This is a genomic window from Celeribacter baekdonensis B30 (assembly GCF_000299875.1).
Classification (GTDB): Bacteria; Pseudomonadota; Alphaproteobacteria; order Rhodobacterales; family Rhodobacteraceae; genus Celeribacter; species Celeribacter baekdonensis_A.
The window spans coordinates 41,453-57,834 of record NZ_AMRK01000007.1 but is presented as its reverse complement, the minus strand read 5'-3'; the positions used below and the strand labels follow the sequence as shown (position 1 = coordinate 57,834).

The following is a 16,382-nucleotide window of genomic DNA, read 5'->3' as shown; positions in this document are numbered from 1 at the left end:
GGTGAAGTGTGCTTTTTGATTATTAATATGCAAGTGCATATATAAGTTTTCTTCAAGTACAAAGTTTATTTTGAGATAAAAATCTTTCGTATCGCCGAGGGGGCGCGTGTGGAATCCTGTCCTGAAAAGGCTGTGATTTGTTTTGATCGCACGCTGAAGATGTCGAAAACTGCATGAAAACAAACAGAGTTTTGAGCGCATTCCAACGGGATCGGTTGAGAAGGTTTGTCGCGACTGTGGTGGGGTAAACCACTGATTAAAATTTAAACAAACAAAAAAATACGGGTATTTAGAGTGATTTGAGTAGAATCAAACAGAAGGGCGCTCCGGGCATAGAACTGTCTCTCTGTGCAATGACCTTGGATTTAGGGCAAATAAGTTCCGGCGCCTCGCCCGCTGCCTGGCCTCTTGTCTATGGGCGCCGATGCCCGCCTTAGGTCTTTGAACGTCATATCCCACGCGCAAAGATTTACTTGAAGCCTAAAACATCATATGCAACTGTTGCGTCCAAGGGTGCGATGCACCCGCCCAATTTGAGAGGAGGACTATCCATGGCCGACAAAGTTGTTCCCGTCGTCACGCGTTCCACCGAACTGGATGACAGCACATTGCAATCCGGTGAATGCGTTCGCAAATCGGGTGTGAGCCCACAGCACACACCCGCCACCAAAATCTGGTTTGGGCGGGTCAGCAATGAACCCGGTCATCGCTCGCCGCCGCATCACCATGAAGAATGCGAAACCGGGGGCTATGTCCTGAAAGGTCATGGTCGCATCTATTTTGGCGAAGACTACAAAGAATATCTTGATATGTATGAGGGCGATTTCGTGTTTGTGCCGCCCTACATGCCGCATGTCGAAGTCAACATGAGCACCACCGAGGAACTTGTTTGGCTGACCTGTCGGACGCCGGACAATCTCGTCACAAACCTTCCTGATGTGCCCGACGAAGCCCTCGAAGGCTATCGTCGCGCGTAACATTCATCCCCTTGTCGTCTCCGGCGGGTCATGCCCCGGAGACGTCCTATGAAAGGATGCTTTATGAAGCTTCTTCGCTATGGGCCGATCGGCTCGGAACGCCCCGCATGTCTGGATGCCGAGGGCCAAATGCGCGACCTCTCCGGTGTTGTCGCAGACATTAATGGCGAGAGCCTGTCACCCGAGAGCCTCGCCAGACTTGCAGCTCTTGATCTGACGGGTTTGCCCGTGGTTGAGGGGGCGCCGCGCCTCGGGTCAGCGATCGCACGACCGGGTAAATTTCTCTGTGTCGGCCTTAACTACGCCGATCACGCCAAGGAAACGGGCAAAGAACCCCCGACTGAACCGATCCTGTTTGCCAAGGCCTCGAACGCGATTTGCGGTCCAAATGATGATGTCGAAATTCCGCGCGCGTCCGAAAAGACCGATTGGGAGGTCGAATTGGGCATCGTCATCGGCTCACGCGCAAAATACGTCTCGGAAGCCGAGGCGTTGGATTATGTTGCAGGCTACACTTTGGTCAATGACGTCTCTGAACGGGCCTTTCAATCCGAGCGCGGCGGGCAATGGGTCAAGGGCAAAAGCCACGACACCTTTGGGCCTGTCGGCCCATGGATGGTCACGAAAGACGAATTTGACGACATTCAGAACATTGATCTTTGGCTCGATGTGGATGGTGAACGTCGTCAGACCGGCAACACCAAGACGATGATCTTTGGGGTGGCACATCTGGTCCATTACATCTCGCAATTCATGACGCTGGAGCCGGGCGACATCATTGCAACCGGCACCCCTCCCGGCGTCGGCTTAGGGATGAAGCCGCCGACTTTCTTGCGTGCCGGACAAGTGGTCACACTCGGCGCGGACGGGCTTGGGGAACAACGCCAACGGATGGTGCAAGCATGAGTATCAATTTCGAGACGGTCAAAAATGCCCTGACGGACTTGTCGGGCAAAACCGCGATTGTAACCGGCGCCGCACGCGGGCAAGGCGCGATCGAGGCCGAGCTTTTGGCCACGGCTGGGGCCTCTGTGCTATTGTGTGATGTGCTGGAAGAGGACGGTGTGGCTCTGGCGGCGCGCCTGGGTGATGCGGGGCATAATGTGCGCTTCGCGACACTCGATGTGACCTCGGAAACGGCATGGTGCGCGGCCTTGGATCTTGTGCGGGATTGGACCGGGCGGCTTGATATCCTTGTGAACAACGCCGGGATCATCAATCGCAAAATCATCCGGGATATGTCCGTGGATGAATGGCGTAAAGTGATGGATGTGAATGCCACTGGCGCGTTCATCGGTCTCAAACATGCGGCGCCATTCATGGCCGAAACGGGGGGCGGCAGCATCATCAATATTTCGTCCAACAGTGGCTTTTCCGGGCATTACGACCCCGCCTATACGTCGTCAAAATGGGCGCTCCGGGGCCTGACACGTACGGCAGCGATGGAGTTCGCGGACATGGGCATTCGGGTCAATGCCATCTGTCCGGGGCTGATTGTAACGGACCTGAATCGCAGCTCGCCGCACCTTGCACCGATGATCAACCTGACGCCGATGCACCGCTCCGGTGAGGCCGACGAGGTTGCCCAATTGGTGCTGTTTCTCGCCTCCGAGGGGTCGGCTTTCATCACCGGAGAGGACTTTGTGATCGACGGCGGTTTTACCGCCGGGGCCGCGTATCGCCGTGTCGCCAAGGAAACCGGCCTGCTTTAATCCTGCCTGTTTCGACAAGACAAAAGCCCCCGGTCTCTCAGAGATCGGGGGCTTTGCTTTTGCGTTAGCGAATGCCAGCTTCGGCGAGAAGCGGCAGCACTTCATCGCGGAAATAGGGGAATTCCTCAACGTAGTCGACAAAGGACAGGGTGGTGCCCGCAAAGCCAGTGTCATGCAATTTGATGATGCCATCGGCCACTTGGCGCGGGGTCCCGATCAACGGGAAACCACCGTGGCCAAGCGCCATCACATCGCGGATTTGTGCCAGCAAATCATGCGGGAAAGACTGCGCGTGGGCGAACTGAAGATTCACCAGATTGTCGACGGCGGGCCAGTCGATTTCGCTCATGATCTTGTCGTGATAGGCGCGTGCCTCTTCTTCGGTGGGGCGGCAAATCACATGGCTGAACGTCAGCACGCCCACATCGCGACCCTTGTCCGTTGCCTTTTGCTTGAGCTCTTTGATCTCATCGACGGAGCGGGTCAGATCAATGGCCGGGGTGAACAGGTAATTGGCGTTTTGGGTGGCAAATTCGCGCCCCAAACCGGAGCCAGCGGCGTTGAGAATCGGAACACTCCCTTCGATGGGCCAAGGATCCCCCTTGACGCCTTTGAGGGTAAAGGCCGCGCCGTCCCAATCAAAATGGTCGTGGCTGGTCCATAGTTTTTGAACGATGTCGAACCATTCCTGAGCGTAGCCATAGCGGGACTCATGATCATCGGGCAGTGTGAGCCCAAGCGCCTCATATTCCGGTTTGTTCCAGCCCGCGACAATGTTGAGGCCCGCGCGGCCCGCACCGATTTGATCCATCGTGGCGATTTGTTTGGCGACGACAACGGGGTGATTGGCCGCTGTGTGAATGGTGGCGAAGACTGAGATGTCTTTGGTGTTGGCCAAAAGTGCCGTGGCCCAGGTCACCGTCTCCAACACGCTGCCGTGGAAATCGGTTTCGCCGCCATAGCCGATCCAGCGGGCAATCGGCAAAATGAAATCCATCCCGGCCTCGTCAAGCATCTTGCCGAGCTTGAGATTGTTCTCCCAGCTGTTCACCCAGCGTTCCGGCGCTTTGCTGACCGTCATCCCAGAGGAGCAGTTGGATGAGAAGGTGCCGAGTTTGAACCCGTCCTTTTGAAACATTTTATTCTTGGTCATGTGCGGTTCTCCATGTTGGTTTTTGAATAGATTTTTGATTTAAAAATTCATTTAAAAAAGACGTTGAGTCAAGATAATTTTGCTGTGAAAACATGTTTAAACCGAAGCTGAAACCGGAGGTCCGCACATGTCGGAAAAGAAGGCCGCGCCAAAAAACATTGACTTCACATGGCACCTTGCCGCCGATGAGCCAGAGGTCGCGGCGACGGAATTTGAATTCGCCTTGATGCGCACATTCGAAAGCTTTGGCCGCTGGCAATCTGAGTGTCTGGTCGCCTCTTCGGGCTATGTTGCCAGTGGCCCGGACAACGCGCTGCTCCATGTGATCCGCATGAATGATCGCGCCAAAACGATCAAAGAAATCGCCCGCCTCATGAACCGGGACGACATTCCTAACATTCAGTATTCTATACGGAAAATGGTTTCTGACGGGCTCGTGTCCAAACATGGATCAAGTCGGACAGGGGTCACCTACGCGGCCACGGATCAGGGGCGTGAGATCACTGATAGATACGCAGAGATACGCCGCAGTCAGTTGATTTCAGAGATTGCTGAATTGCCGGAATTCACCGCGCGGATGAAAGACGCGGTGCGGACGCTCAACATTCTTTCGGGACTCTATGAAGAGGCCTCTCGCGTGATCGCGACACATAGGCGCTGATTACGAGAAGCTACGTTAACCTTTGTGGCGAATGTCGAGCATGATGGAAATGCCGCGCGCCGCGTCGGACTCGGATACATCCGTGAACATTTCGTCAATCCAACTGAGATGTTCAGCCGTCATTTCATCCATCAAAGCACGGCCTTTGTCGGTGATCCGCACCAGAAAAGCGCGGCGATCTGATTCGAGAGTTAGCCGCTCCACAAGCTCCTCATTCACCAACCGATCCACCACACCGGTGACATTGCCATTGGACACGACAAGATGCTGCGACAGCTCGCTCATTTTCATGCCCTCCGGTTCCGAATGAAGAGCGGCCAAGACGTCAAAGCGGGGCAGGGTGGTGGCATAGCCTGAGCGAAGGCGCTCACGCAAAGATCCCTCGACGTGGCGCACGGCCTTGAGCATTTGCAACCAAAGCCGGAGCCTTTGACGCGCGAGCATTTCATCCTCAACCAAGTGGGTCTCTTGCGCAGTCATTTTTACCTATCCATTTCGAAGTATCGTACAAAACTTGTTTTAAGTATCAATTTATAGGCGCGCAGGTAAAGTGAAAACCCACATGAAATTCATATGGGTTTTTCTTTATCAGGACTATGCGGCTAACGCTGTTGTAATGTTTTTTAGTTCAGTTTCCGTGGCTTGCCATCGGCATCAATCGCAACAAGCACCACATCAGCACTCATAATGAGGGTGCAATCCGTGTCCGGCTCGGCCCAAGCGGAAAGAAACAGGTTAAAGGAACTGTTGCCGCGTCGTGTCAGGTCGGCATGGATCGCAAATTCCGCGCCAGCGGCGAGGGCGGCGTGAAAGGTCAGCTCTTTGATCGACAGGATCAAGGCATCACCCTGAGAAATTTTACGGCCAGCAAGCCCCGCCGCCACATCCAGCTGACCCATGATCCACGCCCCGGTGACCGCCCCGCGTGGCGTGGCGTGGCTGTGCGGGGCGACAGTGACAAGGGTGGGGGCCGTGTCGGGGCGTTGAAGCGCCTCAGTCATGGGGTGTAATGTCATGGGGAATAACCGCCGTGGCTTCGATCTCGATCTTGGCGGCGTCCTCCATCAAGGCCACGACCTGAACAACGGCCATCGCCGGGAAATGACGTCCAATCACCTCGCGGTAAGCGGCCCCGAACGCCCGCAGGTTGTCGAGATATTCTTCTTTGTTGGTGATGTACCAGGTCAGGCGCACAAGGTGCTCGGGCTTTGCACCGGCCTGTTCCAGCACCGCCACAATGTTTTCGAGCGTCTGGCGGAATTGCCCCAGCATATCCAGATGCACCCACTCTTGCTGGGCGTTCCACCCGATCAGACCGCCCGTGAAAACCATCCGGCCTTCGGCCAAAAGACCGTTGGCATAGCCTTTGGCCGGAACCCAACCGTCGGGCTGGAGGAACATATGAGGTGTGAGAGCTGTCATGGTGCGTCTTTCTTTTAATCTTGGCATTCAATTTTGGGAGGAGGCCGTGAGATAGCGGGACATTTTGGCACGCGGTGTTTCGGGCCAGGGTTCAGAGCCGCCGGTCTTGATGTTGGCGTAAACCACCGTGGCTTTACAGGTGAACCGCAGCGCGCCCTCGCAGGCACAGGTGATCAGGAATGTCGCAGAGGACCGGCCGATCCGTTCGATCTGTAGCGAGAGATCCAACCAATCTTCAAGCTGAGAGGGCGCGTGAAATCGGACCTCGATATTGCCCATCGGCGTGCCGTAGCCCTCAGCGAGGCCAATGGAGGCCCAGCTAAAATCCAACGCATCAGAAAAGAACCGCTCGGTCAGCGAGGAGATCATTTCAAAATAGCGGGGGTAGAACACGATCCCGGCGGCGTCACAGTGATTGAATTCCACCTGACGGCGGATGGAAAAGGTCTCGCTCATGTCTCACCTCCGGACACTGAAATAGATTGTCCAGTGACCATATCCGAGCCCTCAGAGCAGAGCCAGAGAACGGCACGGGCGACATCTTCGGGAGGGACGAGTCTGTGCATAGGGTTGGTCGCCTCCAAAGAGGCGCGGGCCTCTTCGGGGCTGCGCCCGGTTTTTTCGACGATATTGGCGATCGAGCGGTCGGTCATTTCGGTGTCAAGAAACCCCGGACAAATCGCATTGACCGTGATGCCTTTGCGCACAACTTCGAGGGCTACGGATTTGACCATCCCAATCACGCCATGCTTTGCCGCCGCATAGGGCGCGACATAGGGATAGCCTTTGATCCCGGCGGTCGAGGCGATGGCAATGAGGCGGCCCCATGGCTTGCCCTGCATCGCCTTGACCCCTTCGCGCAGCGTCAGAAACGTGCCGGTGAGGTTGACCGTCATCATCCGTTCAAAGGCGGCCAATTCGGTTTTGGCGAACGGTGCACTTTCCGAGGCCCCGGCGTTGGCCACGACAATATCGGGGGCCGCCTTGGCAATGACCGTGGAAATTGCAGCCTCATCGGTGATGTCCGCGACAACTGCCGTGATGTTCGGGTGCCTGGCGGCCACAGCGTCGAGCGGCGCACGACGGCGACCGCAAATCGTGACCTGTGCTCCGGCTTGGGCCAGTTGCATGGCGATGACAGCCCCGACACCGGAGCCGCCTCCCGTCACAAAGGCCGCTTTCCCGTCTAAACTCATGACGCCATCGCTTTCGCGCGTTCGGCCAGAAGATTGGCCTGACGGCGCCCACCTTCATAGGGGGCTGGCCATGGTTGCTCCGTGTCACACAGATCCACGGCCGCATGAAGCGTCCAGTATGGATCGGCAAGATGCGGACGGGCCAAAAGAACAAGATCGGCGCGACCGGCCATTAGGATCGAATTGACATGATCCGGTTCATAAATATTGCCCGCCACCAAAGTCGGCGCGTGGATGTCATTGCGCACCCGATCAGAGAAGGGCACTTGGAACATACGGCCATAGACCGGCTGTTCTTTTTTATCGGTCTGGCCAGAGGAGACGTTGATCGCATCGGCTCCGGCCTCTTTGAACATCTGCGCGATCGCGACGGCCTCTTCGGGGTGAACGCCCGCGTCGCCCATCCAGTCATGGGCCGAAATCCGTACGCTCATCGGTTTGGCTTCGGGCCAATGCGCGCGCATCGCGTGAAAGATTTCAAGCGGGAACCGCATCCGGTTCTCTAGGCTTCCACCATACTCATCAGACCGCTTGTTGGTCACGGGCGAGATGAAGGAGGCCAAAAGATACCCGTGGGCTGCGTGCATTTCGATCATGTCGAAATCGGCCTGTGCTGCGGCTTTCACCGCTGCGACGAATTGGTCTTTGACCTTATCCATGTCAGCGCGATCCATTGCTTTGGGCACGACATTGCCCTCCATCAACGGCAGTGCCGAGGCGGAGAGGAGGTCCCAATTGCCCTCTGTGAGCGGTTGGTCGATCCCATCCCATGCCAGACGGGTGGAGCCTTTGCGACCTGCATGGCCGATTTGCGCACAGATTTTCGCGGGGGTTTCCGCATGCACGAAATCGGTCAGGCGCGACCAAGCAGGGACTTGGTCCGGTCCGATACACGGGCAACCGGGGGTGATGCGTCCCTCCATGGAGACACAAAGCATTTCGGTGAACACCAGCCCGGCCCCACCTTTGGCGCGCTCCGCGTAATGCACAAAATGCCAGTCGGTCGGCATGCCTTCAGAGGCCTTGTATTGTGCCATTGGCGAGACAACGACACGGTTTGTCAGCTCCATCTCACGCAGCTTGAACGGCGCAAACATCGGGCTGCGGCTTGAATTGCTCCCCGCTTTTTTCTGGAACCAGGCTTCGGCCGAGGCCAGCCATTCCGGGTCGCGCAACCGCAGGTTTTCGTGGCTGATCCGTTGCGATCGGGTGAGCAGGGAATAGTTGAACTGCATCATGTCCAAGGTCAGATAGCGTTCGACCTCTTCAAACCATTCCGTCGAATTGCGCGCCGCGGATGTGACGCGCAACACCTGGAGTTTGCGCTCGTCTTGATAGGTTTGTAGCGCGTCCTGCAGCGGTGCGCCGGAGTTGAGTTCATCGGCCAGGGCGATGGCACTTTCCATCCCAAGTTTGCTGCCGGAGCCGATAGAAAAATGCGCTGTGGCGGAGGCATCCCCGAGCAAAACGACATTTTCAAAATACCAGTTTTCGCAAGTGACGCGCGGGAATTGAATCCAGGCCGAACCGCGAATGTGATTGGCATTGGTCATCAAGGCATGGCCACCAAGATGCTTGGCAAAAATCTTCTCGCACAGCGCGATGCTGTCTTGTTGGTTGAGCCTGTCAAAGCCAAAGGCCTTAAAGACCTCGGGGCCGCATTCGACAATGAACGTCGCTGTGTCATCGTCGAATTGATAGGCATGCGCCCAGATCCAGCCGTGTTCGGTTTTCTCAAAAATAAACGTAAAGGCGTCGTCGAATTTCTGATGCGTGCCGAGCCAAACAAAGTGGTTCCGGCGCATGTCGATGTCGGGCTGAAATTTATCCGCATAGATCGTGCGTGTTTTGGAGTTGAGCCCGTCTGCGGCCACCACCAAATCGTGGGCCTCTTTCAAGTCAGCGATCTTTTCGTCGGTGAGGTCGGTCTCGTATTGCAAGGTGACGCCAAGTGCGCGGGCGCGCTCTTGCAGCACCAACAACAGCTTTTTGCGCCCAATGCCACAGAACCCATGACCGCCTGATGTCATCGCCTCGTTGCCACGGACCGTTTTGACATCATCCCAATAGGCAAAGTTGTCGCGGATCATTTTTTCGGAAATCGGGTCGTTGTCCTCAAAATTGGACATGGTCTCATCGGACAGCACAACGCCCCAGCCAAAGGTGTCGTCGAAGCGGTTGCGCTCATAGACCGTGAGATCATGGTTCGGGTCGCGCAGCTTCATCGAAATCGCAAAGTACAGACCGGAGGGGCCACCGCCGAGAATCGCTATCTTCATTGCTGTCATCCTTTGACTTAGGAGGCTGAGGTCTCGCGCCTCCAATATATTTTAAATATAAAGTTAAGTTGAGCACATCTGCCTGTCAACAGGTAAGACATGGGTCAGACGCGCCGAAAGTGTGGCCTGTGAGCATTGATTAAAACATTGAAATTTAATGCTAAATAATTCACTTTCTGATTATATATGGTTTCATTCTCAAAACTATAGGTTCTATCTTTCGAGAATTTCTGCCGATAAAGCGCCCATATCCGACCCGATTCATCCGGTGTTTGACATCGTAATAAATTTTAAACATAAACAATAAGAGAGGGCGCAAATTTGGCGGGCCGCTCATCTTCATACGCGGCGTATGCCCATTGCGACCACCCGACTGAAAGGAATCCCTATGCCCTTTATGATTTCAAAGCCGATGCGTTTTGGTGACTGCGACCTCACCGGCATCGCCTATCACCCGGCCTATCTGTCCATGTTGGTCGATGTGAATGAGGCCATGTTCGCCTCTTTCGGGGTCACATGGAAGGATCTGATGTTTGACCGCCATTTGGGTCTGCCCAGTGTCAAAATGACCATCGAATTTAAAAAACCTGCGGTGTACGGGGATGTGCTCGATTTCAATGTGCATGTGCGCAAGATCGGCAAATCCTCTCTTGATTTATATACGGTGGTGACGGTCGGAGAGGACGTGATCTGGACCATCGAGCAACTCATCGTCATGACCTCGACCAAGGATCATAAATCCCATCCCTGGCCCGACGATTGCCGCGCCGGGTTGGAGAGATATCTTCACCCCGAACTGGCGGCATAAACAACGGCGTTTGCCGTCTTCCTGCTCCATTTGCGCCGCGTCTCACGCGTGTAAGCGCCAGTTGAACTGCGCTCCTATTGGCTCTGGGGGCGGTGCATCTGCAATTGGCAGTATGGCCGAAATACCCGGCGTTTTTTAGGGAAAGCGTCAGCGGCCCAGAAATGACGTTGATCTCCCGGTGGATAGTTGATTCCGACCAATCCGGAACACGGGCCATCGCGTCGACAGGGACCTTCGGGTGTCTCCAGCGTTCCGTTTTGCGTCGCTTGGAGATACTCAGTTGCGTATAAACGGCTCCCATGGCACATTTTCCTCATTAGATAACTCATTGTTTTCTAATAGGAGTCGCACTTGAAGGTAGCGCACACACTCGGCGAAATAAAATTCCTATAAGGATAGTTATGTTTTATTCGATGAGATTAAAACTCATACACTCCCTAATGTTGGGGGTGTGACGTCGCGAAACCGTTGCATTCGGTGAAAGGCCGCATCGTCGACGTCACATGCGCAACCTTACAAAGTGGCAAGGAATGCATCGATGCCAGCCTGGGCTACGGCGCGGTCCTGATCCGGAGTCCCAGAGGAGACACCGATTCCGCCGACAACCTCTCCCTCGACAATGACAGGCAGGCCGCCACCCACCACCATAAGGCGGCCACCGATGGCGGAACCGATGCCGTAGGCCGGCGATCCCGGCTGGCTTGCAACGCCATATTCATGTGTGGCTTTCTTGGCGCCCGAGGCCGTGTAGCTTTTGTCGATGGCGATGATCGACGACGTCACCTTGCCACCGTCCATCCGCTCAAAGGCGATCAGATTGCCGCCCTCATCGGTGATTGCGATACACATAGGCACGCCGATCACCTCGGCTTTTTCCCGCGCCCCGGCGATCAGGACGCGGGCGTCCTGAATGTCCAGTCTCTTGATCGTCAGCATGTTGTATCCTTCCTTGATTTTGCGCCCACCGTCACAGGGCGTTCTTCACACGGCGGCGGGCCGCGTGGAGAAGCGGCTCCGTATAGCCCGAAGGTTGGTTGACTCCGTCAAAGACCAGCGCTCGTGCGACATTAAAGGCTTCGCCCGCGAAACCGGGGGCCATCGGGGTGTACTGTGCATCACCGGCGTTTTGCGCATCGACCTTTGGAGCCATGCAGCGGAACGCAGCTTCGATGTCATCCTTCGAACACAGGCCATGCAACAGCCAGTTGGCCAGATACTGTGAGGAAATCCGCAATGTCGCACGGTCTTCCATCAGAGCCACATCATTGATGTCAGGTACTTTCGAACACCCAACACCCTGATCGACCCAGCGCACCACGTAGCCCAGAATGGACTGACATGCGTTCTCAAGCTCGTGCCGGATTTCGGCCTGTGACAGGTTGCGCCCGTGCATGATCGGCGGCATCAGCAAAGCCTCGCGGCGCGCGCGCGGACGATCCGCGATCTCGCTCTGAACGGCGCTGACATCGACCTCGTGGTAATGCGTGGCGTGCAGCACTGCGGCGGTCGGAGACGGCACCCAGGCCGTGTTGGCCCCGGCCTTCGGATGCGCAATCTTGGCGGCGAGCATCTCGGCCATCTCATCGGGTTTGGCCCACATGCCCTTGCCGATCTGCGCCTGACCTTTCATGCCACATGCGAGGCCGGTATCGACATTGCCGTTCTCATAGGCCGAAAGCCATGCGGACCCGGCCATCTCGCCGCGCGGGATCACGGGACCGGCCTGCATCGAAGTGTGAATTTCGTCGCCAGTGCGGTCGAGAAACCCGGTGTTGATGAACACGCAGCGATTTTTCACCGCCGCGATACAGGCGGCCAGATTGGCCGACGTCCGACGCTCTTCATCCATGATGCCAAGCTTCACGGTGTTTTCAGGCAGGCCCAGCAGAGCTTCGACCCGGCTGTAAAGCGTGTTGGCAAAAGCCACCTCTTCGGGCCCATGCATTTTCGGTTTGACAACATAGACCGAGCCTTTGCGCGAATTGCGCGGACCATCCGTCTTGGCCAGATCGTGCATGGCGCAGGCCACCGTCACGACGGCGTCCATGATGCCTTCCGGCGTGTCCTGACCGTCGATGCGGACCGCGTCGGTCAGCATCAGGTGGCCGACATTGCGCACCAGCATGAGGGCACGTCCGGGGTGGGTGACGGAACCGCCGTCCGGCGCATGATAGGTGACATCGGGGGCAAGCGCCCGCGTCATCGGCTGCCCTCCCTTGTCGAAGCTCTCGGTCAATGTGCCAGTCATCAGACCCAGCCAATTCCGGTACACCGCACATTTGTCCTCGGCATCGACCGCGGCGACGGAATCTTCACAGTCCTGAATGGCCGTCAGCGCGGCTTCGATGCGGACATCGGCGATGCCGGCGGGATCGGTTTTGCCGATCAGACTGTCGCGGTTGATCACGACCTCAATCAACAGCCCGTTGGCGGTGAGGAGAATATTGCCAGTGTCTCGATAGCCCGCGAACTGAGCGGGATCGGCAAGCGTCACATCCATGCCACCTGCGGCGACGAGCAAAGCCCCGTCCGACACCGTGAACCCGGTGACATCGGCCCAGCTCTGTCCGCTCAGCGGGGTCACCTTGTCGAGATGTGCCCGTGCCCAGGCAATCACCTGAGCGCCGCGTGCCGGATCATATCCGCGGCCGCTTGCCTTGCCGGGGATGGCATCCGTGCCGTAGAGCGCATCATAAAGCGAGCCCCAGCGCGCATTCGCCGCATTCAGGGCAAAGCGCGCGTTCATCACGGGCACCACAAGCTGGGGGCCGGCGACGGCAGCGATTTCATCATCGACGTTCTGCGTTTCGACAGCGAAAGGGGCCGGTTCCGGTTGCAGATAGCCGATCTCCGACAGGAACGCGCGATACGCCGTGCCATCGCCCAACGTATTGGCCGCGTGCCACGCGTCAATCTCGGTCTGCAACCTGTCGCGGGTCTCAAGCAACATACGGTTCACAGGCATCAGGTCTTTCAGCAATGTGGCATAGCCGGACCAGAACGCATCCGCAGACACGCCGGGAACGAGAACCTCGGTTTCGATGAAGGTGGCGAGGGGTTCGGCCACGTCCAGCCCGTGGCGAGCAACGTATGATGTCATGTCAAATCTCCTTCTTGTCTTTTGATGTACGCGCTTTCCCCGACGGCAGATATTGTTTAGAAAGAGTTTTCCACGATATGGAAAACAAGGATCGCAGTGACAGATATGGCGAGCGAAAAAACAGGGGGTGTCCAGGCGGTTTCGCGGGCTCTGGGGCTTTTGAAACGGCTTGGGGCAGCGACCGAGGGACAAAGGGTGTCAGACCTCGCAGTACAAGCCGGGTTGGCCGTCTCAACCACTCACCGGCTTTTGACAACCTTGGAACATTCGGGCTTTGCCCATTTCGAGCCAACCACGTCGAAATGGCATGTAGGCCATGAAGCCTTTGCGGTAGGCGCCAGTTATGTCCAGAAGAGAAGCTATGTGGCCCCGGCGCTGACCTATTTGCGACGGCTGCGTGACGAAACGCGGGAAACCGCCAATCTCGGGCATCTCGACGACGGGCATCTGGTGACGCTGAGCCAGGTGGAGAGCCGCGAGATCATGCGGGCAATTTCTCCCCCCGGCGGACGGGTGCCCGCGACCTGCTCGGCGATGGGGAAAGCGCTTTTGGCGACTTGGCCCGATGCCCAGATCGCCGAATTTTGCGACCGGCACGGGTTCCCCACAATGACGCCGCGTTCGGTTGACGGCCTGTCGGCTCTGATGGATCAGATCACACACATCCGGGCACAGGGTTACGCCGTGGACAATGAAGAACATGCGCGCGGCCTGCGCTGCCTCGCGGCCCCTGTCTGGGGCCCGGATGGCGATGCGGTCTGCGCCATTTCCGTGTCAGCGATGATGATGCGTCTGACTGGCGAGATGACGGAGGTCGTCGCCCGAAGAGTCGTGACGGCGGCCAGCGAATTGACCGAAAAAATTGGCGGAAAACGTGCAGAATGGCCCCTGCCCACCTGAGACGTGATCAATGAATTGCCACGCGTGCTCCTGCGGGACAGGATGTGTATCGCGAGTGAACCCGCGCCTCGGTTCGAAATCTATCAGGTTCCAAGTCAACAAGAGCTTTTCATCGGAATACGCAAACATCCTCCGATGGCTGTCACTTAACTTTTGCTTGACGGACCATGTGACCGCCAATTAAGACAACCCCAATGACACACCTTGCCAGGAGGGCGCACATGACTATCGCTGATCGCTTCCTCCCGGGGGTCTCCGGTTTCGGAGACGCCTTTATCTGACGCTTCTGTGGCGCTTTCGCCCAAAGGTACAGATTTACTGGTCCGCGCTGGACCCCACTTTCCAAACAATTTGCAAGGCACAGCCCGTAAGGTTGTGAGACTGTCATGTTCCATTTTTCTGCTCACGGCGCATTTGCGCGTGTTTTCTCGTTCACCTTCCGCCTTTGGATGCGGCAAAGGGGAAAGGTCGTCGCCATTTTGGCGCTGGTCCTGGTCTCATCTGCTGCCGATCTGTCCGTACCTGTTTTTACAGGGCGCCTCGTCGATGCGGTTGCCGGGGCAGGCACGCCATGGCCTGCCTTTGCGGCATTGTTGGCCTTTGGTGCCCTGTCGATTGCGGCCAAAATCCTAAGCTATTTTTGCATCATCGACCTGACCATCCCCTCCATGCGCGCGGCCGAAGCCGAGGCGTTCGCCCATGTTCAGCGGCTCCCCGCCGACTGGCACGCAAACGCCTTTGCCGGATCGACCGTGCGTAAAATCACGCGTGGTGCTTGGGCCTTGGATGAAATGGCGGACTTGCTGTTGTTGGCGCTGTTGCCCTCGGTGTTGATCCTTTTGGGCACCATCGGCACGCTGACGGCGTTTCGCTGGGAGGTCGGGCTCGTCGCCGGGATCGGCGCACTGGTGTTTTTGGCTCTTTCGATGTCGTTGACGTTATTCTGGGTGGCGCCCGCGGCCCGTTTGGCCAACGCCCAAGACAGCCGGGTCTCCGGCGCGCTGGCCGATGCGATCACCTCCAACGGCGTCGTGCGCGCCCACGCAGGCGAGCTGCGCGAAGACACCCGGTTGGGATTTGTTCTGGACAAATGGGCGCATCGCAGCCGGCGCACATGGCGGCGCGGCACCTTTTCAGGCCTGTCCCAGGACATGACGATCTGGGCCTTGCGGGCAACCGTTCTGGGCGGGGCGCTTTTCGCCTATAGCCGCGATCTGGCCAATGCTGGCGAAATCGCCTTTGTGGTCTCGGCGCTTGGGATGCTCGACGGCTATTTGCGCCAGATGGGCAACCATGTGCGCGGGCTGCAAAAGGCCGTCAACGATGCCGAGGAACTGGTGGCGCTGATGGCCGCCACCCCGGAAACCTCTGTTGCGAAAAAGCCCGAAGCCGCCTTGCCGCCGCGTGCTGCGGCACTGGCGTTCAATCATGTGGATTATGGCTACGACGGGGCTGCAACGCCGCTTTTTACCAATCTGGACGTCGCCATTCCAGAGGGCCAGAAAGTCGGACTGGTTGGACGATCTGGCTCGGGCAAAACCACCTTCGTGAAACTGATCCAGCGGATTCACGAGATCAACGACGGTGTGATCACACTGGGCGGCGTCGACATCGCGCGCGTTCCCTTGGAGGTGTTGCGCCAACATATCGCGCTTGTCCCGCAAGAGCCTGTGTTGTTTCACCGCTCCTTGGCCGAGAACATCGCCTACGCCCGTCCCGGCGCGTCGATGCAGGATGTCCGGGACGCCGCCGAACGCGCGGGGGCACTCGATTTTATCGAGCGGCTGCCCAAAGGCTTTGGTACGGAGGTGGGTGAGCGCGGTGTCAAACTGTCGGGTGGGGAGCGTCAACGGGTCGCCATCGCGCGGGCTTTCCTGTCGAATGCGCCGGTCCTGATCATGGATGAGGCAACATCTTCGCTCGATTCAGAGGCCGAGGCCAAGGTGGCGCAGGCCGCAGAGCGGCTGATGGAGGGGCGCACCACTTTGGTGATTGCCCACCGTTTGGCCACGGTGGAGCGGATGGACCGCATTTTGGTCTTTGATCGTGGGCGGATTGTTGAAGATGGCACACCGCCGGACCTCATGGCACATGAGGGCGGTCTCTACCGTGCCCTGCGCGCCCGGCAAATGCTGGCCGGATAACGCTTCGGTCAGTCTGAATTGCATTTCAGG

At 57.3% G+C, this 16,382-nt stretch carries 16 protein-coding genes; 7 read left to right on the top strand and 9 right to left on the bottom strand.

Translation table 11 applies throughout. From position 1 onward, the window contains the following. Positions 1 to 551: 551 nt before the first annotated feature. The 3 genes from B30_RS12960 to B30_RS12950 all read left to right on the top strand — a co-directional run bounded on the left by B30_RS12960 (position 552) and on the right by B30_RS12950 (position 2,689). Positions 552 to 977, top strand: coding sequence for a cupin domain-containing protein (locus B30_RS12960; protein WP_009572548.1), 426 nt, complete (start codon positions 552 to 554; stop codon positions 975 to 977). 63 nt (positions 978 to 1,040) lie between these two features. Further along, positions 1,041 to 1,883 carry a fumarylacetoacetate hydrolase family protein gene (locus tag B30_RS12955; protein ID WP_009572547.1) on the top strand — a complete coding sequence of 281 codons (843 nt, stop codon included), beginning with the start codon at positions 1,041 to 1,043 and terminating at the stop codon, positions 1,881 to 1,883. Beyond that, positions 1,880 to 2,689: an SDR family NAD(P)-dependent oxidoreductase gene (locus B30_RS12950; protein ID WP_009572546.1), complete on the top strand. Its 810-nt coding sequence runs from the start codon at positions 1,880 to 1,882 to the stop codon at positions 2,687 to 2,689. The genes B30_RS12955 and B30_RS12950 overlap by 4 nt, the downstream gene beginning before the upstream one ends. A 64-nt stretch (positions 2,690 to 2,753) precedes the next feature. Here B30_RS12950 and B30_RS12945 read toward each other — a convergent pair whose 3' ends face one another. Further along, positions 2,754 to 3,842, bottom strand: coding sequence for an LLM class flavin-dependent oxidoreductase (locus B30_RS12945; protein ID WP_009572545.1), 1,089 nt, complete (start codon positions 3,840 to 3,842; stop codon positions 2,754 to 2,756). Between the two features lie 127 nt (positions 3,843 to 3,969). On the opposite strand from B30_RS12945, the gene B30_RS12940 reads away from it, so the two are divergent. Then, positions 3,970 to 4,503: a winged helix DNA-binding protein gene (locus tag B30_RS12940; RefSeq protein ID WP_009572544.1), complete on the top strand. Its 534-nt coding sequence runs from the start codon at positions 3,970 to 3,972 to the stop codon at positions 4,501 to 4,503. Between the two features lie 15 nt (positions 4,504 to 4,518). Here B30_RS12940 and B30_RS12935 read toward each other — a convergent pair whose 3' ends face one another. From B30_RS12935 to B30_RS12910, 6 genes are all read right to left on the bottom strand, one after another. Continuing rightward, entirely contained in the window at positions 4,519 to 4,983 is a 465-nt protein-coding gene (locus B30_RS12935) for a MarR family winged helix-turn-helix transcriptional regulator (RefSeq protein ID WP_009572543.1), read from the bottom strand. Between the two features lie 143 nt (positions 4,984 to 5,126). Continuing rightward, the gene (locus B30_RS12930; RefSeq protein WP_009572542.1) at positions 5,127 to 5,504 is read right to left on the bottom strand and encodes a hotdog domain-containing protein; all 378 of its coding nucleotides are present in this window, start codon (positions 5,502 to 5,504) and stop codon (positions 5,127 to 5,129) included. Continuing rightward, the gene (locus B30_RS12925; protein ID WP_009572541.1) at positions 5,497 to 5,925 is read right to left on the bottom strand and encodes a RidA family protein; all 429 of its coding nucleotides are present in this window, start codon (positions 5,923 to 5,925) and stop codon (positions 5,497 to 5,499) included. Before B30_RS12925 ends, B30_RS12930 begins: the two co-directional genes overlap by 8 nt. 27 nt (positions 5,926 to 5,952) lie before the next feature. Further along, a complete protein-coding gene (locus B30_RS12920) occupies positions 5,953 to 6,381 on the bottom strand; it encodes an acyl-CoA thioesterase (RefSeq protein WP_009572540.1) in 429 nt (142 codons plus the stop codon). Further along, positions 6,378 to 7,121, bottom strand: a complete 744-nt coding sequence (locus B30_RS12915; protein WP_009572539.1) for an SDR family NAD(P)-dependent oxidoreductase — start codon at positions 7,119 to 7,121, stop codon at positions 6,378 to 6,380. The genes B30_RS12920 and B30_RS12915 overlap by 4 nt, the downstream gene beginning before the upstream one ends. Continuing rightward, positions 7,118 to 9,400, bottom strand: coding sequence for a bifunctional salicylyl-CoA 5-hydroxylase/oxidoreductase (locus tag B30_RS12910; protein ID WP_009572538.1), 2,283 nt, complete (start codon positions 9,398 to 9,400; stop codon positions 7,118 to 7,120). The genes B30_RS12915 and B30_RS12910 overlap by 4 nt, the downstream gene beginning before the upstream one ends. Before the next feature lie 388 nt (positions 9,401 to 9,788). Here B30_RS12910 and B30_RS12905 point away from each other — a divergent pair, with 388 nt between their 5' ends. Beyond that, positions 9,789 to 10,208, top strand: a complete 420-nt coding sequence (locus B30_RS12905; protein ID WP_009572537.1) for an acyl-CoA thioesterase — start codon at positions 9,789 to 9,791, stop codon at positions 10,206 to 10,208. A gap of 513 nt (positions 10,209 to 10,721) precedes the next feature. On the opposite strand, the gene B30_RS12900 is transcribed toward B30_RS12905, so the two are convergent. Both B30_RS12900 and B30_RS12895 read right to left on the bottom strand, forming a co-directional pair. After that, on the bottom strand, positions 10,722 to 11,144 hold the full coding sequence (locus B30_RS12900; protein ID WP_009572536.1) for a GlcG/HbpS family heme-binding protein: 423 nt from the start codon (positions 11,142 to 11,144) through the stop codon (positions 10,722 to 10,724). A 31-nt stretch (positions 11,145 to 11,175) separates the two neighbouring features. Continuing rightward, positions 11,176 to 13,308, bottom strand: coding sequence for a malate synthase G (locus B30_RS12895; RefSeq protein ID WP_009572535.1), 2,133 nt, complete (start codon positions 13,306 to 13,308; stop codon positions 11,176 to 11,178). A gap of 105 nt (positions 13,309 to 13,413) precedes the next feature. Between B30_RS12895 and B30_RS12890 the strand changes: the two genes are divergently transcribed. Further along, on the top strand, positions 13,414 to 14,208 hold the full coding sequence (locus B30_RS12890) for an IclR family transcriptional regulator (RefSeq protein WP_009572534.1): 795 nt from the start codon (positions 13,414 to 13,416) through the stop codon (positions 14,206 to 14,208). Between the two features lie 386 nt (positions 14,209 to 14,594). Next, on the top strand, positions 14,595 to 16,352 hold the full coding sequence (locus B30_RS12885; protein ID WP_009572533.1) for an ABC transporter ATP-binding protein: 1,758 nt from the start codon (positions 14,595 to 14,597) through the stop codon (positions 16,350 to 16,352). The last annotated feature ends 30 nt before the right edge of the window (positions 16,353 to 16,382 follow it).

What these genes read in the sequence shown, in the direction of transcription:
- B30_RS12960 (WP_009572548.1), top strand. Translation starts at nt 552, where the DNA reads ATGGCCGACAAAGTTGTTCCCGTCGTCACGCGTTCCACCGAACTGGAT.
- B30_RS12955 (WP_009572547.1), top strand. Translation starts at nt 1,041, where the DNA reads ATGAAGCTTCTTCGCTATGGGCCGATCGGCTCGGAACGCCCCGCATGT.
- B30_RS12950 (WP_009572546.1), top strand. Translation starts at nt 1,880, where the DNA reads ATGAGTATCAATTTCGAGACGGTCAAAAATGCCCTGACGGACTTGTCG.
- B30_RS12945 (WP_009572545.1), bottom strand. Translation starts at nt 3,842, where the DNA reads ATGACCAAGAATAAAATGTTTCAAAAGGACGGGTTCAAACTCGGCACC.
- B30_RS12940 (WP_009572544.1), top strand. Translation starts at nt 3,970, where the DNA reads ATGTCGGAAAAGAAGGCCGCGCCAAAAAACATTGACTTCACATGGCAC.
- B30_RS12935 (WP_009572543.1), bottom strand. Translation starts at nt 4,983, where the DNA reads ATGACTGCGCAAGAGACCCACTTGGTTGAGGATGAAATGCTCGCGCGT.
- B30_RS12930 (WP_009572542.1), bottom strand. Translation starts at nt 5,504, where the DNA reads ATGACTGAGGCGCTTCAACGCCCCGACACGGCCCCCACCCTTGTCACT.
- B30_RS12925 (WP_009572541.1), bottom strand. Translation starts at nt 5,925, where the DNA reads ATGACAGCTCTCACACCTCATATGTTCCTCCAGCCCGACGGTTGGGTT.
- B30_RS12920 (WP_009572540.1), bottom strand. Translation starts at nt 6,381, where the DNA reads ATGAGCGAGACCTTTTCCATCCGCCGTCAGGTGGAATTCAATCACTGT.
- B30_RS12915 (WP_009572539.1), bottom strand. Translation starts at nt 7,121, where the DNA reads ATGAGTTTAGACGGGAAAGCGGCCTTTGTGACGGGAGGCGGCTCCGGT.
- B30_RS12910 (WP_009572538.1), bottom strand. Translation starts at nt 9,400, where the DNA reads ATGAAGATAGCGATTCTCGGCGGTGGCCCCTCCGGTCTGTACTTTGCG.
- B30_RS12905 (WP_009572537.1), top strand. Translation starts at nt 9,789, where the DNA reads ATGCCCTTTATGATTTCAAAGCCGATGCGTTTTGGTGACTGCGACCTC.
- B30_RS12900 (WP_009572536.1), bottom strand. Translation starts at nt 11,144, where the DNA reads ATGCTGACGATCAAGAGACTGGACATTCAGGACGCCCGCGTCCTGATC.
- B30_RS12895 (WP_009572535.1), bottom strand. Translation starts at nt 13,308, where the DNA reads ATGACATCATACGTTGCTCGCCACGGGCTGGACGTGGCCGAACCCCTC.
- B30_RS12890 (WP_009572534.1), top strand. Translation starts at nt 13,414, where the DNA reads ATGGCGAGCGAAAAAACAGGGGGTGTCCAGGCGGTTTCGCGGGCTCTG.
- B30_RS12885 (WP_009572533.1), top strand. Translation starts at nt 14,595, where the DNA reads ATGTTCCATTTTTCTGCTCACGGCGCATTTGCGCGTGTTTTCTCGTTC.